12 protein-coding genes and 1 pseudogene are annotated in these 16201 nt (G+C 71.4%); 6 read left to right on the forward strand and 7 right to left on the reverse strand.

Annotation, left to right across the window (positions count from 1 at the left end; genetic code table 11):
• Positions 1-5 precede the first annotated feature (5 nt).
• A complete protein-coding gene (locus AB0P41_RS20820) occupies positions 6-1418 on the reverse strand; it encodes a family 2B encapsulin nanocompartment shell protein (RefSeq protein WP_365933399.1) in 1413 nt (470 codons plus the stop codon).
• Between the two features lie 1164 nt (positions 1419-2582).
• Between AB0P41_RS20820 and AB0P41_RS20825 the strand changes: the two genes are divergently transcribed.
• The 3 genes and pseudogenes from AB0P41_RS20825 to AB0P41_RS20835 all read left to right on the forward strand — a co-directional run bounded on the left by AB0P41_RS20825 (position 2583) and on the right by AB0P41_RS20835 (position 6267).
• Entirely contained in the window at positions 2583-3410 is an 828-nt protein-coding gene (locus AB0P41_RS20825) for a helix-turn-helix domain-containing protein (protein ID WP_365933401.1), read from the forward strand.
• A 229-nt stretch (positions 3411-3639) separates the two neighbouring features.
• Positions 3640-4898 (forward strand): annotated as a pseudogene (locus AB0P41_RS20830) (MFS transporter).
• A gap of 445 nt (positions 4899-5343) precedes the next feature.
• Positions 5344-6267 (forward strand): PmoA family protein, encoded by a 924-nt coding sequence (locus AB0P41_RS20835; protein WP_365933403.1) that lies wholly within the window; start codon positions 5344-5346, stop codon positions 6265-6267.
• Positions 6268-6451: 184 nt separating this feature from the next.
• On the opposite strand, the gene AB0P41_RS20840 is transcribed toward AB0P41_RS20835, so the two are convergent.
• Complete coding sequence (locus AB0P41_RS20840; protein ID WP_365933404.1) at positions 6452-6742, reverse strand: TRIC cation channel family protein; 291 nt, start codon at positions 6740-6742, stop codon at positions 6452-6454.
• A gap of 423 nt (positions 6743-7165) precedes the next feature.
• Here AB0P41_RS20840 and AB0P41_RS20845 point away from each other — a divergent pair, with 423 nt between their 5' ends.
• Positions 7166-7723, forward strand: a complete 558-nt coding sequence (locus tag AB0P41_RS20845; protein WP_365933505.1) for a transglycosylase SLT domain-containing protein — start codon at positions 7166-7168, stop codon at positions 7721-7723.
• A 70-nt stretch (positions 7724-7793) separates the two neighbouring features.
• Here the strand turns inward: AB0P41_RS20845 and AB0P41_RS20850 are convergent, their stop codons facing one another.
• Complete coding sequence (locus AB0P41_RS20850) at positions 7794-8285, reverse strand: ATP-binding protein (RefSeq protein WP_356714150.1); 492 nt, start codon at positions 8283-8285, stop codon at positions 7794-7796.
• 328 nt (positions 8286-8613) lie between these two features.
• On the opposite strand from AB0P41_RS20850, the gene AB0P41_RS20855 reads away from it, so the two are divergent.
• The gene (locus AB0P41_RS20855) at positions 8614-9072 is read left to right on the forward strand and encodes an HIT family protein (RefSeq protein WP_356714108.1); all 459 of its coding nucleotides are present in this window, start codon (positions 8614-8616) and stop codon (positions 9070-9072) included.
• A 335-nt stretch (positions 9073-9407) separates the two neighbouring features.
• The gene (locus AB0P41_RS20860) at positions 9408-9926 is read left to right on the forward strand and encodes a hypothetical protein (RefSeq protein ID WP_365933407.1); all 519 of its coding nucleotides are present in this window, start codon (positions 9408-9410) and stop codon (positions 9924-9926) included.
• A 36-nt stretch (positions 9927-9962) separates the two neighbouring features.
• On the opposite strand, the gene AB0P41_RS20865 is transcribed toward AB0P41_RS20860, so the two are convergent.
• The 4 genes from AB0P41_RS20865 to malX form a co-directional block, all read right to left on the reverse strand.
• A complete protein-coding gene (locus AB0P41_RS20865; protein ID WP_365933409.1) occupies positions 9963-12701 on the reverse strand; it encodes an FUSC family protein in 2739 nt (912 codons plus the stop codon).
• Positions 12698-13168, reverse strand: coding sequence for a MarR family transcriptional regulator (locus AB0P41_RS20870; protein ID WP_356714111.1), 471 nt, complete (start codon positions 13166-13168; stop codon positions 12698-12700). The genes AB0P41_RS20865 and AB0P41_RS20870 overlap by 4 nt, the downstream gene beginning before the upstream one ends.
• A gap of 118 nt (positions 13169-13286) precedes the next feature.
• Complete coding sequence (locus AB0P41_RS20875; protein ID WP_356714112.1) at positions 13287-14474, reverse strand: MalY/PatB family protein; 1188 nt, start codon at positions 14472-14474, stop codon at positions 13287-13289.
• Positions 14475-14476: 2 nt separating this feature from the next.
• Positions 14477-16078 carry a maltose/glucose-specific PTS transporter subunit IIBC gene (gene malX, locus AB0P41_RS20880; RefSeq protein ID WP_365933411.1) on the reverse strand — a complete coding sequence of 534 codons (1602 nt, stop codon included), beginning with the start codon at positions 16076-16078 and terminating at the stop codon, positions 14477-14479.
• Between the last annotated feature and the right edge of the window lie 123 nt (positions 16079-16201).

Here is a 16201-nt window from a genome sequence, read left to right on the forward strand (position 1 = left end):
GGCCGTTACCCGGGCCGGCGGGCGATCTGCACGTTCTCCAGCACGCCGACCGCGTCCGGCACGAGGATGGCGGCGGAGTAGTAGGCGGTGACGAGGTAGGACGTGACGGCCTTCTCGTCGAGACCCATGAAGCGGACGGACAGGCCCGGTTCGTACTCGTCCGGCAGGCCGGTCGGGTGAAGGCCGATGACGCCCTGGTTCTCCTCGCCGGTACGCATGGCGAGGATCGAGCTGGTCCCTTCCTCCGTGACGGGGATCTTGTTGCAGGGGAGGATCGGGACCCCTCGCCAGGCCGGGACCTGCTGGCCGCCGAGGTCGACGTGGCCCGGATAGATTCCGTACGCGTTGAATCCACGCCCGATCGCCGCGATCGTCCGGGGGTGTGCCAGGAAGAACTTGGTGCCGCGGCGCCGGCAGAGCAGTTCGTCCATGTCGTCCGGGGTCGGTGGGCCGGAGTGCGTCTGGATGCGCTGTTTGAAGTCCGCGTTGTGGAGCAGGCCGAATTCCCGGTTGTTGATCAGCTCGTGCTCCTGGCGCTCGCGGAGCGCCTCGACGGTGAGCCTGAGCTGCTCCTCGGTCTGGTTCATCGGCCCGTTGTAGAGGTCGGCGACCCTCGTGTGGATCCGCAGAACGGTCTGGGCGACCGAGAGTTCGTACTCGCGCGGCTTCAGTTCGTAGTCGGCGAACGCGCCGGGCAACTCGTGCTCGCCGGTGTGGCCGGCCGACATCGCGATCTCCGCCTCGCCGCGATGGTTCTGCCGCCGGCCGGAGAGCGAGGCGAACGCGTCGAGGTGGGCGCGGAGGCTCGGCGCCGAGGACAGGACGGCCGCGAAGTCCCCGCGTGAGAGGGTGAGCAGCGTGCCCGAGGTCTCGGCGGTGGCGGTGAGCTCCCACCGGGCGTCCTCGTCCAGCAGGGCGTTCTCCCCGAACCGGTCGCCATCGGCCAGTACCCCCAGCATCACCTCGTCGCCGTAACTGCCCACGGACGCCTGGCTGATACGGCCGTGTGCGATCAGATGGAGCTTGTCCGCGGGCGCCCCGCGCTCGACCAGCGTCTCGCCCGCGCGGAAGTCGTGTCGAACGCACCTGTCCGCGATGGCGGTCAGCACCTCCACGTCGTCGAAGCCGCGGAACAGGGCCAGTTCACCGAGCTCGCGGGGGATCACCCGGACGTCGGCGCCGTCCTGGACGAACTCCACGCGACCGTCGCCGACGGTGTAGGTCAGGCGACGGTTCACCCGGTAGACACCGCCCTGGGTCTCCACCCAGGGGAGCATCCGCAGCAGCCAGCGGGAGGTGATCTCCTGCATCTGCGGCGCGGACTTGGTCGTGGTGGCGAGGTTACGGGCGGCCGCCGTGCCCAGGCTGGATTGCCGGGGCGGCTCCGGTCGCACGTCCGGGCTCGAGTCAACAGTCATCGGGCAAGCGCTCCTCGGTCAGGGCGGCGACGTGCGTATACGGACGCCATGGGGCAACAGGAGGGAAAGGGGAGTATGTGAACGGGAATCCGTTCGGACCATGAGAAACACTAAGGGCGGCTTCGCGCTCCGGGCCAAGGAAAGTCGCCGACATTAACTCGATACGATGATCGGGACCGCATGATGTTTGTCCAGGTGCCGGCCCGTTTCAGCGGCGACCGGCAGCACGTCCGGTCCGTGCGCCACGGGCGACCGGCCCGACGATTCAGTCAGCGGTCATCATGGCGTTCCTCCGGTGGGAGCCGGCGGGAGGCTGACCGTACCGTGATGACGTGAACACAGCCGGAACCGGAGGTGCCGCGACGACCGGCACCTCGCTGCGTCGCCTCGCGGACGAGATGGGCATCGAGACGACGTGGGCCGGGGCCCGCGACGGCCGCATCGGTGAGGTGATCATCGCCGAACCCGAGGACGTGCTCTCGGATCTCCCCGGTGCGCTGGTACTCGCTGTCGGAGCACGCGGCGCCGACGCTGCCGCCGTCGTGCGTGCGGCAGCGGCAGCGGGCGCGGCGGCCGTCGTGGTGAGAGCGCTCCCGGGTGAGGGCAGCACGCCGTCCCGGCCGGTGAGCGAGGCGGCCGCGAGCGCGGGCGTCGCCCTGATGGGTATCGCGGCCTCCGTCCGCTGGGACAAGGTCGAGGCCGAGGTGCGCGGTGTGCTGGAACGGGGGGCCGCGGCCGACTCCTCCGACCGTCGAGGCGACCTGTTCTCCCTGGCCCAGACGGTGGCCACGCTCACCCATGGAGTGGTCAGCATCGAGGACGCCGCACACCGTGTGCTCGCCTACTCCGACTCCGGTGACGAGGCGGACGAGTTGCGCCGCCGCTCCATCCTGGGCCGCAACTGTCCCGAGCCGTACCTGGCGCACCTCCGGCAGAGGGGTGTCTACCGCCGGGCCCGTGCGGGTGAGGACGTCGTCGAGGTCGAGGAGCGGCCCGAGATGGGGGCGCGCCGACGGCTGGTCATCGGCATCAACGCCGCGGGCCGGCCCCTCGGCACGGTCTGGGTGCAGGAAGGGACCCGCCCTCTCGCCGGGCGCACGCAGGAAGTGATGCGGGGCGCTGCCCGGCTCGCCGCCTCCCAACTGGTCGACCACTGGTTCCAGGGTGACCCGACGGCACGCCTCCCGTCCCGGGCGGGACTGGCGCACGGCCCTGCTGACGGGGCGCTTCAACTCCGGGGCGCTCGCCGCACATCTGGGGATCGCACCGAACGCGTCGGCGACCGTCGTCGCGTTCGACCTGCGGGAGCCGGCGAGCGGGGACGTCGTCTCGCAGGACGCCCGGCGCGCGGAGGCGGCAGAGATCATCTCCGTACACGCCGCTTCCTACCGGCGCAGCGCCCTGGTCACGCAGGCCTGTGGACAGGTGTACGCCATGCTCCCGGAGCGGGCCGAAGGGTCCGCTCCCGAGGGGCCGCTCGCCCGCTGGGCCGAGGACGTCGTGAGCGCTCTGCGCCACCATCTGCGGACTCCCGTTCAGGCCGTGGTCGCCGGCACCGCTCCGCGGCTCGACGACATACCGGCCGTGAAGTTGCGCGGCCATCATGGTCTTCAGGTCCTGGCCCGCACGCCGGAGCGGCAGGTCGCCACCCATACGGCGCTCACCGCGTCGCTCATGGTGCGTGACGTGCTCGGGCTCCTGGACCGGCACGGCGACATCCGTCACCCGGCCATCGAGGAACTGGCCCGCCACGACGATCTGCACGGCACCGAGATGTGCCGTTCGCTGCTGCTCTACCTGGACGCCTTCGGCGACGTCGGCCGGGTGGCGAAGGACCTGAACGTCCATCCCAACACCTTGCGCTACCGGGTACGCAAGGCCGTCGCCCTGACCGGACTCGACCTGGACGACCCGGAGCACCGGCTCGCCGCCATGCTTCAACTGCGGCTCTCCCGTGAGACACCCGGTACGAGTCCGTTCCCCGGTGGCTGACCGCCCGGGTCCCTGACGACCGGGACGCGGCTGTCCACGCGGACAGTCCGCCGCCCGGAACGCTGTCCGGGCGGACAAACTGCGGGCAACGGGCGCCGGTTTAGGTTCACACCCCGTTCGCTTTCCGCGACGGCGAACCCATATCCGAACCCGGAGCAGACCCATGACCGAACCTGCCCACGTGCCATCAGCGCCCGCGAACGCACTCGCCGCCGAGTCGCCCGGCGGCATGCGACGCATCGCCACCGCCAGCTTCATCGGCACGGCCATCGAGTTCTACGACTACTACATCTACGGCACCGCGGCGGCGCTCGTCCTCAACGAGGCGTTCTTCCCGGACCTGTCCGAGACCGCCGGCACGCTGGCCACGCTCTCGACCTTCGCCATCGGCTTCGCTACCAGGCCCATCGGCGCGGCCGTGTTCGGGCACTTCGGGGACCGCGTCGGCCGGAAGACGGTCCTCGTCGTCTCCCTGCTGATGATGGGCCTCTCCACCGGCCTGATCGGCCTGCTGCCCGGTTACGCGACCCTCGGTGTCTGGGCGCCGGTCCTGCTGGTGCTCCTCCGCGTCGTCCAGGGCCTGGGCTGGGCGGCGAGTGGGGCGGTGCGGCGCTCCTCGCCGTCGAGCACGCTCCGAAGGGGAAGCGGGGCCTCTACGCGGCGGCTCCGCAGATGGGTTCCCCCGTCGGCTACTTCGCGGCCACGGTGACCTTCCTGCTGATGTCGTCCGTCCTCGACGACGCCGCGTTCGAGAGCTGGGGCTGGCGCATACCCTTCCTGCTCTCCTTCGTGCTGGTCGCCGTCGGTCTGGTCATCCGGCTGAAGATCTCCGAAACCCCGGCCTTCGCCAAGGTCGTGGAGGAACGCGGGACGACGAAGGCCCCGCTCGTCGAGGCCTTCCGCCGCCACCCCAAGGAGATGCTGCTGGGTGCCGGAATGATCACTGTCGTGTACGTGATGTTCTACACGGCCGCCACCTACTGCATGACGTACACGACAGGCACGCTCGAGATCCCCAAGAACGACATGCTCGGCCTCACCCTGGTCGCCGTGGCGGTACTCGGTGTGTCCACGTTTCTCGTCGCACGCTGGTCGGACAGGGTGGGCCGCCGCAAGCTGATCATTGCCGGGGCCGCGTTCGGTGTGGTCTGGGGAGCGGTGCTCTTCCCGCTCCTGGACACCAATAACTACGTGCTGATCGCTGTCGCTCTGAGCGGGGCCCTGCTCTGCATGGGCATCATCTACGGGCCGGCCGGTGCGTACATGCCCGAGCTGTTCGGCACGAACATGCGCTACTCGGGCGCCGGATTCTCCTACAACCTCGGTGGTGTGCTCGGCGGCGCGGCCGCCCCGCTGATCGTGACCGCGCTCGCCGAGGCGTACAGCCCCTCGGCGGGCGGCTGGTTCATGAGCGCGATGGCGCTCGTCTCCCTGGGATGCATCCTCGCGCTGCCCGAGACCGCGGAGCGTGACCTCGACAAGGTCTGAGCGCGACCGGGGTGCGGGTGCGCTCGGCGCTCGCGCTGACGTAGTTCACCTCGTCGCGCATCAGCGGGGTCACCGCGAGTCCCTCGTCGTCGATCGGCAGAACGACCGGGCCCGCCTCGATCTGGCCCGCCGCGACGGCGAGTGGGGTCTCGGCGGAGTTCTGCCCCACGAGCCGTACCCGGACGGCCGGTGCCGGGCGCGTCGAGTTCCGCTCCAGGCGCCGGACCAGTTCCTGGGCGGACGCCTGGATGATGTCCATGGCCTGGCGTCGAACGGGTCGACCTCGGAGGCTCCTGGCGATGGCAACGTCGGGACAATCGACGACGGCGACAGCAAGCGCTTACTATCGGGTTCGGCTGCGGCGCGGTCGGTTCAGGAGGGATCGCCCGCTCCAGCCGTCTGCCCGCCCCCGGACACCGACCACCCGTAAGGAAGAGGACCGCGCATGACGCTCTCGCTGACCCACGCCCACGGTGACCGGATCACCGTCGCGCACGAGGCGACCGGCACGGAGCTGTTCGCCTACGTGTACGGTCCCGAGGCGCAGTGGGAGGCGCCCAAGCCCTATCTGCACCCGGTCAGGACCCTCTCCGGCGGGCTCGTCACGGACTACCGGCCCAACGACCACCGGTGGCACAAGGGGCTGCAGCTGACGGCCTCCCATCTGTCGGGCCAGAACCTGTGGGGCGGCAACACCTATGTGCCCGGTGAGGGGTATCTCGCTCTGCCGGAGAGGGTGGGCTCGATGGCCCACGTGGCCTTCGACGAGGTCTCCGCGGCCGGCGACCGGGCCGTCATCGCCGAGCGGCTGACCTGGCACCCGTACGACGGCGAGCTGTGGGCCGAGGAGGAGCGCCGCGTAGAGGTGTGCGACGTCGACCCGGAGGCCGGCAGCTGGACACTCAGCTGGACCTCGTCGGTCACCAACCGGCGTGAGGAGCCGCTGCGTTTCGGCAGCCCCACCACTCACGGCCGGCCCGCCGCCGGATACACGGGACTCTTCTGGCGGGGCCCCCGCGCCTTCCGTGACGGCAAGGTCTTCACCGCCGACGCGGAAGGCGGGGACCTGATGGGCAGCCAGGCACCCTGGCTGGCGTACGTCGGTGAACACGACGGCCGTGACGGGCACGCCACAGTCGTCTTCGAGCACGCGCCCGCCAACGACCACGCGGGCGACAAGGGGACCCACCCGGCTCACTGGTTCGTACGCAGCACCCCTTTTGCCGCGGTCGCGCCGTCCTGGGCGTTCCACGAGGAGCTGGTCCTCGCTCCCGGCGACACGCTCGACCGGAGCTACCGCGTGCTGGTGGCCGACGGCGCCTGGGACCGCGAACAGGTCGCCGCACACCTGGAGGCACGGACGTGGTGAGCGCGAAGCCCCGCGCCTGCGCGGTTCGGCGCAGTACCAGCTGTGAGGGGTGCGCGGCGGCGGAGAGCTCCACGACCAGCTCGTGTCCCGGCAGGGACGTCACCCCGGACGGGTAGACATGGAGCGATCTTCCCCGGCTCGGCCGCCGCCTCCGAAGACCTCCGGAACACGCCGCAGCAGCAGGTCACGCACGGCACCGCCGCCGGCCGCCGCGACGGTGCCGAGGAGGGGCGGCGGGCAGCCGGCCGAGTCCGGCGGCACGTGTCTTCTGCGCACCGGCCATGGACCAGAAGCCGATGACAGCCGCGTCCAGGGCGGTGAAGGCCCTGGCCCACTGGTCCTGGGACAGGGAGAGGACGAAGGCGAGCAGCGCGCCCGCGAACGCGGTGGGCAGGTAGGCGGCGTCCGTGAGGGCCGCGGGGGTGCCGTGCTGGAGCAGGGTGTCGCGGATCAGTCCGCCACCCGGCGCGGACACGGTTCCCCTCCCTGCGGGCGGCCGGTGGCCGCCGGCGCGCGGCGCGCACCGCGGAGAAAAGCCGTACACGACCCCTTCCCCGAAAATTCGCACCCTCGATGATCCGCGGACGACATCGCCCTAATGCAGGGCGCCGCCTGAGGCCGCGCTGTGAGTCGGCCCATAGGTCCCAGGTCACATACGAGGCGCGGTAGTAGGAGCCGGTTCCCACGTCGCGGGGGCCGGCGCCCGGGTTTGCGGGCGCACGTCTACGTAGACGCCTAGTAGGGCGGGTCGTTGCCGCCGCCGCGAGGTGCCGCTAACGATGGTTCGAGCCCCGGGGAGCTGACGCTCCGGACCGGTCGGAAGCGGCACTCCGCCGCCGCCCCCCGCTCCCGTCCGGCCCCCGGGACGTCCCTGACATCAGCGCAAGGAGAGTGTTCTATCCGTACGTCCGCCCAGTCCACGGCCCCCACCGCCCGTACCGCCCGGATCCGCAGATTCGCGGTCTCCGGACTGTGCGCGGCAGGAGCCGCAGCAGCCGCTCTGACCCTCGCCCCGTCCCCCGCGCACGCCTCCGAGCCGGCCTCGCACAGCGCGGCCGCGTCGGCCGGGGTCTCGGCCGCCGGAGTCGCCGCACAGGCGGACGCCATCGGTGAGAAGGCAGGCAAGGCCACCGACACGGACGAACTGGACAGCTGGATCCGGAAGTCCCTCAAGATCATGGACGCCAAGGGGATCCCGGGCAGCTACGAGGGCCTGCACAGCAACATCATGCGTGAGTCCGGCGGCGACCCCGAAGCGTCCAACGACTGGGACGTCAACGCGCAGAACGGCACGCCTTCCAAGGGCCTGCTGCAGGTGATCCAGCCGACTTTCGACGCCTATCACGTCCCGGGCACCCCGGAGGACCTGACCGATCCGGTCGCCAACATCACCGCGGCCGCCAACTACGCGGCCGACAAGTACGGCTCCATCGACAACGTCGACTCCGCCTACTGAGCCACGAGCCGCACCGGCCCGGCCACACCCCTCCCGGGAATGTGGCCGGGCCGTCGTCCTCCACCGGACCTCACCAGATCGACTGTCCCGCAGGGTCGCCGTCCAGGCTGTCGAGCAGCGAGATCTGTACGCGCACCCGCTTGCCCACGGGCTCGCGGCGAACCTCGAAGCTCTGGCAGACCGCCAGCACGATCTCCAGGCCGTGCTGCCCCGCGCGTGAGGGGTCGCCCCGCAGAGCGCTGGGGAGCACGGAGCCCGAGTCCCACATGGTCATGGTCAGCATGCTGCCGTCCACCTCCAGATCCAGCAGGCACGGGCCCGGCGCGTACTTGCAGACGTTCGTGGCCAGCTCGCTCACGACCAGCTGCGAGACCTCCATGGCCCGCGCGGGCACAGCCACACCTCGCAGGGTCCGAGCATCGGACAGAAACTCCCGGACGAAACCACGGGCCCGGGCAATGTCCCCGGACTCCATGTCGTACGCCGCGCTACCCGCCACGACGCCCGCCTCGTCCCACGGCCTGTCCTGTCCGGTCCCGCACCTCGTCGCCAGCCGTTCCATGGCACTTCCCCCGTTCGTCGGCTGCACCACGCAGCTCAGTACACCGACCGCCTACCCCACGTCACGGATTTCAGGCCCGGAGAATTCACCGGAGACAGGGCCGGGCGCCCGGCGACGTCGGACCGCGTGGCAGCCACCGGTCCGTCGGGTCGCCACCGTGCCGGACGGCCGAGCGGCCGGACTCCACGGCCTTCGAGACCGACCCGGAACGCTCTCCGCCCGGATCGCGGTCGAACCCGACGGTGATTTCACGTCAGCACACTCCGACTTCGGCCCACTGTGACCGAACACCCACCTGGCGGCTGAGGCGGTCCTACGATCTGGGTCCATGACGGCTCCCGACTGCTACGCGTGCGGCAGAGAAGCACAGTTCGGCGAACTCCCACCACGCGAGCGCGTCGCGTCCGACGCGCACTGGCGGGTGGCCCACGCCTTCGACACGGCGCTGCCCGGCTGGCTGGTGCTCCTGCCCCGCCGTCATGTCACCGCCGTCCACGACCTCACCGACGCCGAGGCAGCCGCCCTGGGGTCATGGCAGGTCAGACTTTCCCGGGCCCTCCACAGCGTGACCGGCTGCGCCAAGACCTACGTCGTCCAGTTCGCCGAAGCCGAGGGCTTCGCCCACGCACACTTCCACATCGTGCCGCGCATGGCGGACCTGCCTCCCGAGCAACGCGGAGCAGGCGTCTTCCGACTGCTCGGCCGGCCGGAACCCGAGCGGGTGACGGCTGACCGGGCGGACCGCGTGGCCCTCTCCCTCCGGGCCCGGCTCGAGGAGGGCCCGTAGGCGCCACACCGAGGCCGGGGCGGTACCGCTCCCGGACGGCGAACGTGCATATGGTCACCGACGCGGCGTCCCCGACCGACCCGGAGAAGGCCGGCCTGGGTGCACTCGCCGCGAGTCTCCCGTCCGCCCCGGCTGACCCGCCCGGCCGCCCGGGCGGGGCCACGCTCAGCCGGCCCGAGGTGTGACACCGACCGCGGCGGTCCGGTTGTCCCCGGTTCCGGACCGTTGGCAGGGCATGCTGGTGGGCGCCGGCCACGGCGCTTCCCGGGGCCCGCCGTGGTGCCGGACCAGGGGCGTGCGACGTCCGCCTCCCGTGACGTACGAGGGAAAAACACATGGCGGACGAGCGCAGGTCGGGACTGCCGCCCGAACAGGCCGCAGGTGCTCCGGCGGACCGGCTCAAGGAGCGGATCTACGCGACGATCACGATGATCGCCGTGGTGGTCGGCCTGTCCCTGGGCGAGGCCGGCGTCACCGGCGCCCTGGCCACGGTCCTGACGACCGCCCTGGGCCTGTGGCTCGCGGCGTTCGTCGCCGACCAGCAGGCGCACCGCACGGTGCACGGCCACCTCGCCACCGGCCACGACCTGCGGCGCATGCTGTATGTCAGCAGCCCGCTGCTGTCCTGCGCGGTGGGCCCCGCCGTGATGATCTCCCTCGCGGCGCTGGACGTCCTGTCCCTGTCCGTCGCCCTGACGACAGCCGCCGGCGTGGGCATCGCCTCCCTCTTCGCCTGGGGCTGCGTGGGAGGCATGCGCATGGGAGGCGGCGTTCTGCCGGCGGTGCTGGCCGGCTTTGCCGACGCGGTGATCGGTGTGGCGGTCGCCCTGGTGAAGACGGCCGCCGGGCACTGACAAGGCCGGTGACGGGGCGGGGCGCCTTCGCGCTCGCTACAGCCACATGTCGTGGCCGATACGGCCGGCCTCCAGCGCTTCCGGCACGTACAGGAATTCCGCGTGCGGGGCGTGGGACCTCGCCGACACGATGAGCGTGTGGCTGCCCGGGCGGAGCCCGTCGACGCGATACCGGCCCGAGCGCACCGGCCCCGCCGCGACCCGCTTCCCCCGTGCGTCGATCACGGTGACCCATCCCGCGCACCCCGCGGGATGCGCTGCGCACCGGACGGCGCCCCCGACCGCCGTCCCGGCCGTCACCGGGCCCGGGTACGGCCGTGGTGCGGCTGTGGCCGCGGCGGTGCGAGGGGCCTTTCCCGGAGCGCCCGCTGCCCGTGCCGCCGGGCGCAGGGACCATTCCGCCACGAGCGCCCGCGTACGGCGTTCCATCGGCGAACCGGTCGTGGCCTCCGCGCAGTTGTCGTGCACGTCGAGTCCGCACCGCTCCGCGTAGCCGGCGAGCGTCTCGTCGAGTGCGGAGAGCTCCCGCAGCGTCGTGCGGACGCGCGACGCCCGCGGTCCGGGCGGCGCCTGGTCCAACTCCGCCTTCAGTTCCCGTACCAGCGGCGCCACCCGCTGCCAGCCCTCCTCGCGCTCACCGGTCGTCAGCGAGCGGTCCAGGGCACGCAGTGAGCGGCTCAGCGTCTCGGTGATGCGGGCGAACCGTCCGGCCGGCCCGGGGGCCAGGTCGATGTCGATGTCCGCGGCCGCGGCCAGGGCGCGGGCATGACCCGTCGCCGTGGTGAGCAGCGCCGTGCGGTTGTCCGCGTCCCGCCCCCGCAGACCGCGAGGCATCCGGACCAGCGGACGTGCCAGGCTGAGGACCTCGAACAAGGCGGCGTCCACCCCACGGGCGGCTCCACGCAGCCGCACGGGGGCATCGGGGTCCTCCCACCGCAGGGCGAGCTGGGAGACCAGGGTGCCGACGGCGGCCACATAGCCGCGCTCCGCCTCCCGAGTGATCCTGCGGCTCGACAGCGGGAAGATCAGTGCGGCACACGCGGTAGCGACGAGTATCCCGAGGCCGTTGTCCAGCAGCCGCTCGCCGAGCAGATGGTCCATGCCGCCGTAGGGCGTTGTCAGCCCGTACAGCTGCACCAGCGCGACGACGAGCCCGACGACCCAGAGTGCGTACGCGCGCTGCATCCCCCAGGCTCCGAGGGTGAGGCCCGCCACGATGACCGTCAGCGTCCCGTAGACGTGGCCGGGGCCCAGGAGGTGGAGCAGAGCGATGCCGAGCACGGCGCCGATCACCGTGCCCGCCATGCGATGGCCGAACTTGCGCAGCCGTTCGTGCGTCGTGTTCGTGCCGAAGAGGGTGATCATCACGCCGACGAGGCCCCAGTAGAAACGCTGGGGGTCGATCGCGTCGGTGATCGGGCAGACGATGGCGGCCGCGACCCCGGCGTGCAGCGGTGCGCGTACGAAGGGAACGGCGCGCCGCCAGCTCTTCTCCGTGCGCGCGGCGAGCACCCGCTGCGCCGCGCCGGCCGACCCGGCGGGGCGGTTGCGCTCCAGGGCCACGGTCGGCTGGAAGGGGACCTGCGAGGGGGACCCGGGGGTGCTCCAGCCCAGCGAGAGCCAGTGGGAGAGCGACCCGGCCAGGGAGTCGAGGAGGGCGGCCACGCGACACGCGAGCTCGACGGTCTCCGCCTGGCTGTCGCCCGTGCCGGGGTGCTCGCGCAGGTGGTCGGCCCGGCGGCGGATGCGTTCGGCGGCCGGACGCAGGCCCTGCGCGCTGCCGAGGGGCGTGTCCCGTGCGATGACGAGGGCGACGGCCATCGCCTCGCGCAGGTCCGGCGGCACGTCGAGCCGGGCCAGGTCCTGCACGGCACGGCCGATACCGCGCAGGGCCAGCTCCGCGTCGAAGAGGTGTCGGTGCAGCAGCTCCGCCATGCCGGGGTCCGCGGCGACCTCCGGCTGGGCGAGCCGGCCGTCGATGGTGACGGTGGTGACGTTGAGGTGGTGCAGGGCACGTGCCATCCGGCGCACGGCCCGCTCCTGGTCGGCGTCGGGGTTCAGCGTCTCGACGGCCGCGTCGGCCACCCGGCGTGCCTCCACGACGAAGGCGCGCTGGGTGCGCAGCAGGTCCTCGCGCGGCATCGGGTAGCAGAACAGCAGCCGCGTCAGCAACACCGCCCCGGCGGAGACCAGGGCGACGGCGAACGCCTTGCCCCACAGGGCCGAGGGGATGTCCGCCATCATGCCGACCATCAGGCCGTTGAACAGCATCATGCCCGTGAGCAGCGCCAGCTGTCCGAACCGGGCGAGGAAGAAGGTCAGGGCCAGCGCCGCGACCATCAGGCTGATCTCCAGGCCGCGGTCGTCGTGCAGCTCGGTGGCGAGCCACAGGACGGCGGCGTACGGGAACGGCATCCAGAGGATGGCGCGGGTGAGCCGCTGCCACGTGTTCTCGGCGACGGCGAAGGCGCTCATCAGGCCCGTCATCCCGCCGACGATCATGCCGATCATGGCCGGGACGTCCAGGGCCCGGGCCATCCCGTAGCCGACCGCGAGCGAGGTCACCATCGCGACGAGGGTGCGCCAGCCCGCCTGGAGCTGCCCGAGGCCGGGGTCTGCCGCGAGTATCCAGTCCCAGCGCCGCCGAGGTCCGCCCACCCGGTGCGGCGCGACGGCGCGCGCGGCGCCTTCCGCCGGTGCGGGGGCGCGGGTGGGAGGTGCGGAGGGTGCGAGTTCCGGCGCCGTGTCCGACGGCGCGGTACCTGGGCTGATCAACTGGGCTCCGAATCCATCGCGTCGAGCAAGGTCGTGAGGGCGCTCCGGGCGGCGCCCACGGCGCGCTCGGAGTCGTCGACGCCCGCGGCGAGGCCTCGCAGGAGCGCAGCTGCCATCCGCCGGCGCCCCCGGTCGAGCAGGTCCCGTCCGGCGGGCGTCAGGGAGGCCTCCACGACGCGCCGGTCGGCGGCGCGGCGTTCACGCGTGGCCAGACCGTGCTCTTCGAGGCTCTGCAGGACCACGGTCACACGGGGCTGGGACATGCCCGTGTACGCGGCAAGAGCGGTCACCCGCCGGGGGCCGTCCTCCAGGGCGTCGAGCACGGCCACCTGGCTGCGGCCGATCCCGAAGTCCCCGGTGCGGAAGAGCGTCTGCGAGAGCCGTCCGATGCCTCTGAGGAGGCCCCGGGCGGCGCTTTCGATGCGCTGCTCGTCGGTGGGACCGGCCAGGGACGACGATTGATGCATATTGCAATTATATGGATGTCAATAGTCGGCGCGGAACCATGTGCGGGCAAAATGCCCGGCCTCGTCCGGGCCTGCCGCCCCGCCCCGGTGGATCTGGCCTCACCGGGGCGGGGACCGGTCACCCGCCGGCCCGCGTGAGCCGGCGCAGTGCGCGCACGAGCGCCTCAACACCCGCGACCGCCTTGGACCGGGGGCATCCGACGTTGAGCCGGACCCGGCCCGGGGAGCCGTACGCCGCTCCCGGCATGACGGCCACCCTCTCCACCTCGACGAGCTCGCGTTGCAGCGCGTCGTCGTCGACCCCGAGCGGCCGCAGGTCGATCCAGGCCAGGTACCCCGCCTCCGGGGGTTCCCAGCCGAGCTGCGGGAACTCCTCGCGGAGGCGGTCGGCGACCATCGCGAGGTTGCCCGCGAGGTACGTACGCAAGGCGTCCAGCCAGGGCGCCCCCTCTCTGTACGCGGCGATGTGCCCGACCAGGGACAGCACGGCGGGGGAGGAGAGGCCGTCGGCCTCCTTGAGCTGCCGCAGATAGGCGTCGCGCGACGCGGGGTCGCCGATGATCCCGTAACTCCCGGTCAAGGCCGGGATGTTGAACGACTTCGACGCCGAGGTGATCACGGCCCACCGGCCCTCGCCGCCGAGTCCGGACCAGGGGTGGTGGACGTGCGGCGGATGGGCCAGGTCGCCGTGGATCTCATCGCTGACGACGGCCACGCCGTGCTCCGCGCACAGCGCCGCCATCCGGTCCAGCTCGCCGGCGGACCAGACCTTGCCCGTCGGGTTGTGCGGCGAGCACAGCAGCAGCACGGCCGTGTCGGGCAACGCCAGGAGCCGTTCCAGCTCCGCCCAGTCGTCGAGCGGACACTCCCGGAGCTGCCGCCCGTGGGCCGCCACGGTCTTCGGGAAGGCGTCGTACATGGGAGTGTGGGCGACCACGCCGTCCCCGGGGCGCGACCACAGCCGGAGCAGCTGCGAGAGCTGGTAGACGACGGACGGCGCGTAGACGACCGACGCGGGGTCGACGGCCGTCGCGTGCCGCGTCGCGTACCAGTGGACGACCGCGGAGAGGAAGTCGTCCTGCCGCCACCGCGAGTATCCGAGCACGGCGTGGTCCAGCCGGCCGCGGAGCGCGGCCATGATCTCCGGGGCGGTGGCGAAGTCCATGTCGGAGATCGTGAACGGCAGCAGATCAGGAACGCCGAAGCGGTCCTCGACGTAGTCCCACTGCGTGCACCAGGTGCCGCGCCGGTCCACGACGGTGCCGAAGCCGTACGGATCCTGCGGAGCGGGGGAGGGGGGAGCCATGGTCAGCCCACCGGGATCATGGTGGCGATGGCGTCCTTCACCGACTGGACCTGCGGCCCGATGATGACCTGCACGTTGTGGTTGTCGAGCTTGATCACGCCCACGGCGCCGAGCTTCTTCAGCCGCGCCTCGTCCACCTGCGCCGCGTCCCCCACCGTCATGCGCAGGCGGGTGATGCAGTTGTCCAGGGACCGGATGTTGTCGGCGCCGCCGATCGCGTCGAGGATGGCGACGGCGTCGTACTTGCCCGCGACCAGCTCGCGCGCGGGCCGCTCCGTCGCGTCCGCCGCGACCGGCTCGCCGTCCTCGTTCTCCTCTTCCTTCTCGCGCCCGGGGGTCTTGAGGTCGAAGCGGTTGATCGCCCAGCGGAACAGGAAGTAGTACACGGCGAACCACACCGCCGCGATCACCGGCACCAGGTACCACTTGGTGGTTGATCCCTGGAGGACGCCGAACACCAGCCAGTCGATGACGTTGCCGTCCGTGTTCCCGATGAAGACGCCGAGCAGGGCGGCCGTGAGGAAACCGAGCCCCACCAGGACCGCGTGGATCGCGTACAGCCACGGCGCGACGAAGAGGAACAGGAACTCCAGCGGCTCCGTGATGCCGCCGACCACACAGGCCACCACACCGGACACGAGCAGGGCCTTGATCTCCGGGCGCATCTTCTTCTTCGCGCAGTGGTACATGGCGAGCGCGGCACCCGGCAGGCCGCCCAGGTAGGACGCCATCTTGCCCTGGGAGAGGAAGTGCGTGGCGTCGGTGACGGCGGCATCCGGCGCGCCCGCGCAGTCGAGGTGCGCGTAGAACATGTTCAGGGCCCCCGAGACGTTGTCCCCGCAGACGGCTCCCGAACCGCCGACGTCGGTGAACCGGAACATCGCCACCAGGATGTGGTGCAGCCCGATGGGGCGCAGCAGCACCTCTCCCATGCCGAAGAAGAACGGCCCGAAGACTCCGGTGTGACCGATGCCGCGGCCCACCGCGGTGATCCAGCCGTTGAAGGTCGGCCACACCAGGGGGATGAGCAGACCGAGCACGCTCAGGACGAGAGCGGAGATGATCGGGACGAAGCGCAGCCCGCCGAAGAAGGCCAGGGCGTCAGGCATCCGCTGCGTACGAAAGCGCTGGTGGAGGAGGCTGACAACGATGCCAACGGCCACGGCTCCGAGGAGTCCCGTATCGATGGACTGCACGCCCAGCACATCGGCTGTGCCGTAGTGCTTGATCGCGGCCTCGTCCTCGAAGTCGACACCCTTGGCGGTGAGATAGAAGTTCACCGCGAGATTCATGGCGGCGAAGCCGACGAAACCCGAGAACGCCGCCACACCCTTGTCCTCGCGGGCGAGGCCGAGGGGGATCGCCATCGCGAAGAGGACGGGCAGGAAGGTGAAGGCCACCAGACCCGTGTTGGCCATCCAGGTGAAGACGAGGTGGAAGCCCTCGGCCTTCAGGAAGGGCAAATTGTCGGTGACGGCCTCGCTGGAGAGCGAGGAGCCGATGCCCAGCATGATGCCGCAGAACGCGAGCAGGGCCACGGGGAGCATGAATGTCTTGCCGAGCCCCTGGAGGAATTCCCAGAGTGCGGCTTTGGTCTTCTGCATGTGTACGGAACTTTCGAGCCTGGGGGGACGGACCCGGACGCTCGCCGTGGCGGGGACCCACGGTGGGCGAGCGTCGGTGGATATGGACGAGGGGCTCGGGCCGCCTTCGCGCGACGCACCTGA

Source organism: Streptomyces sp. NPDC079167 (assembly GCF_040686735.1).
Classification (GTDB): Bacteria; Actinomycetota; Actinomycetes; order Streptomycetales; family Streptomycetaceae; genus Streptomyces.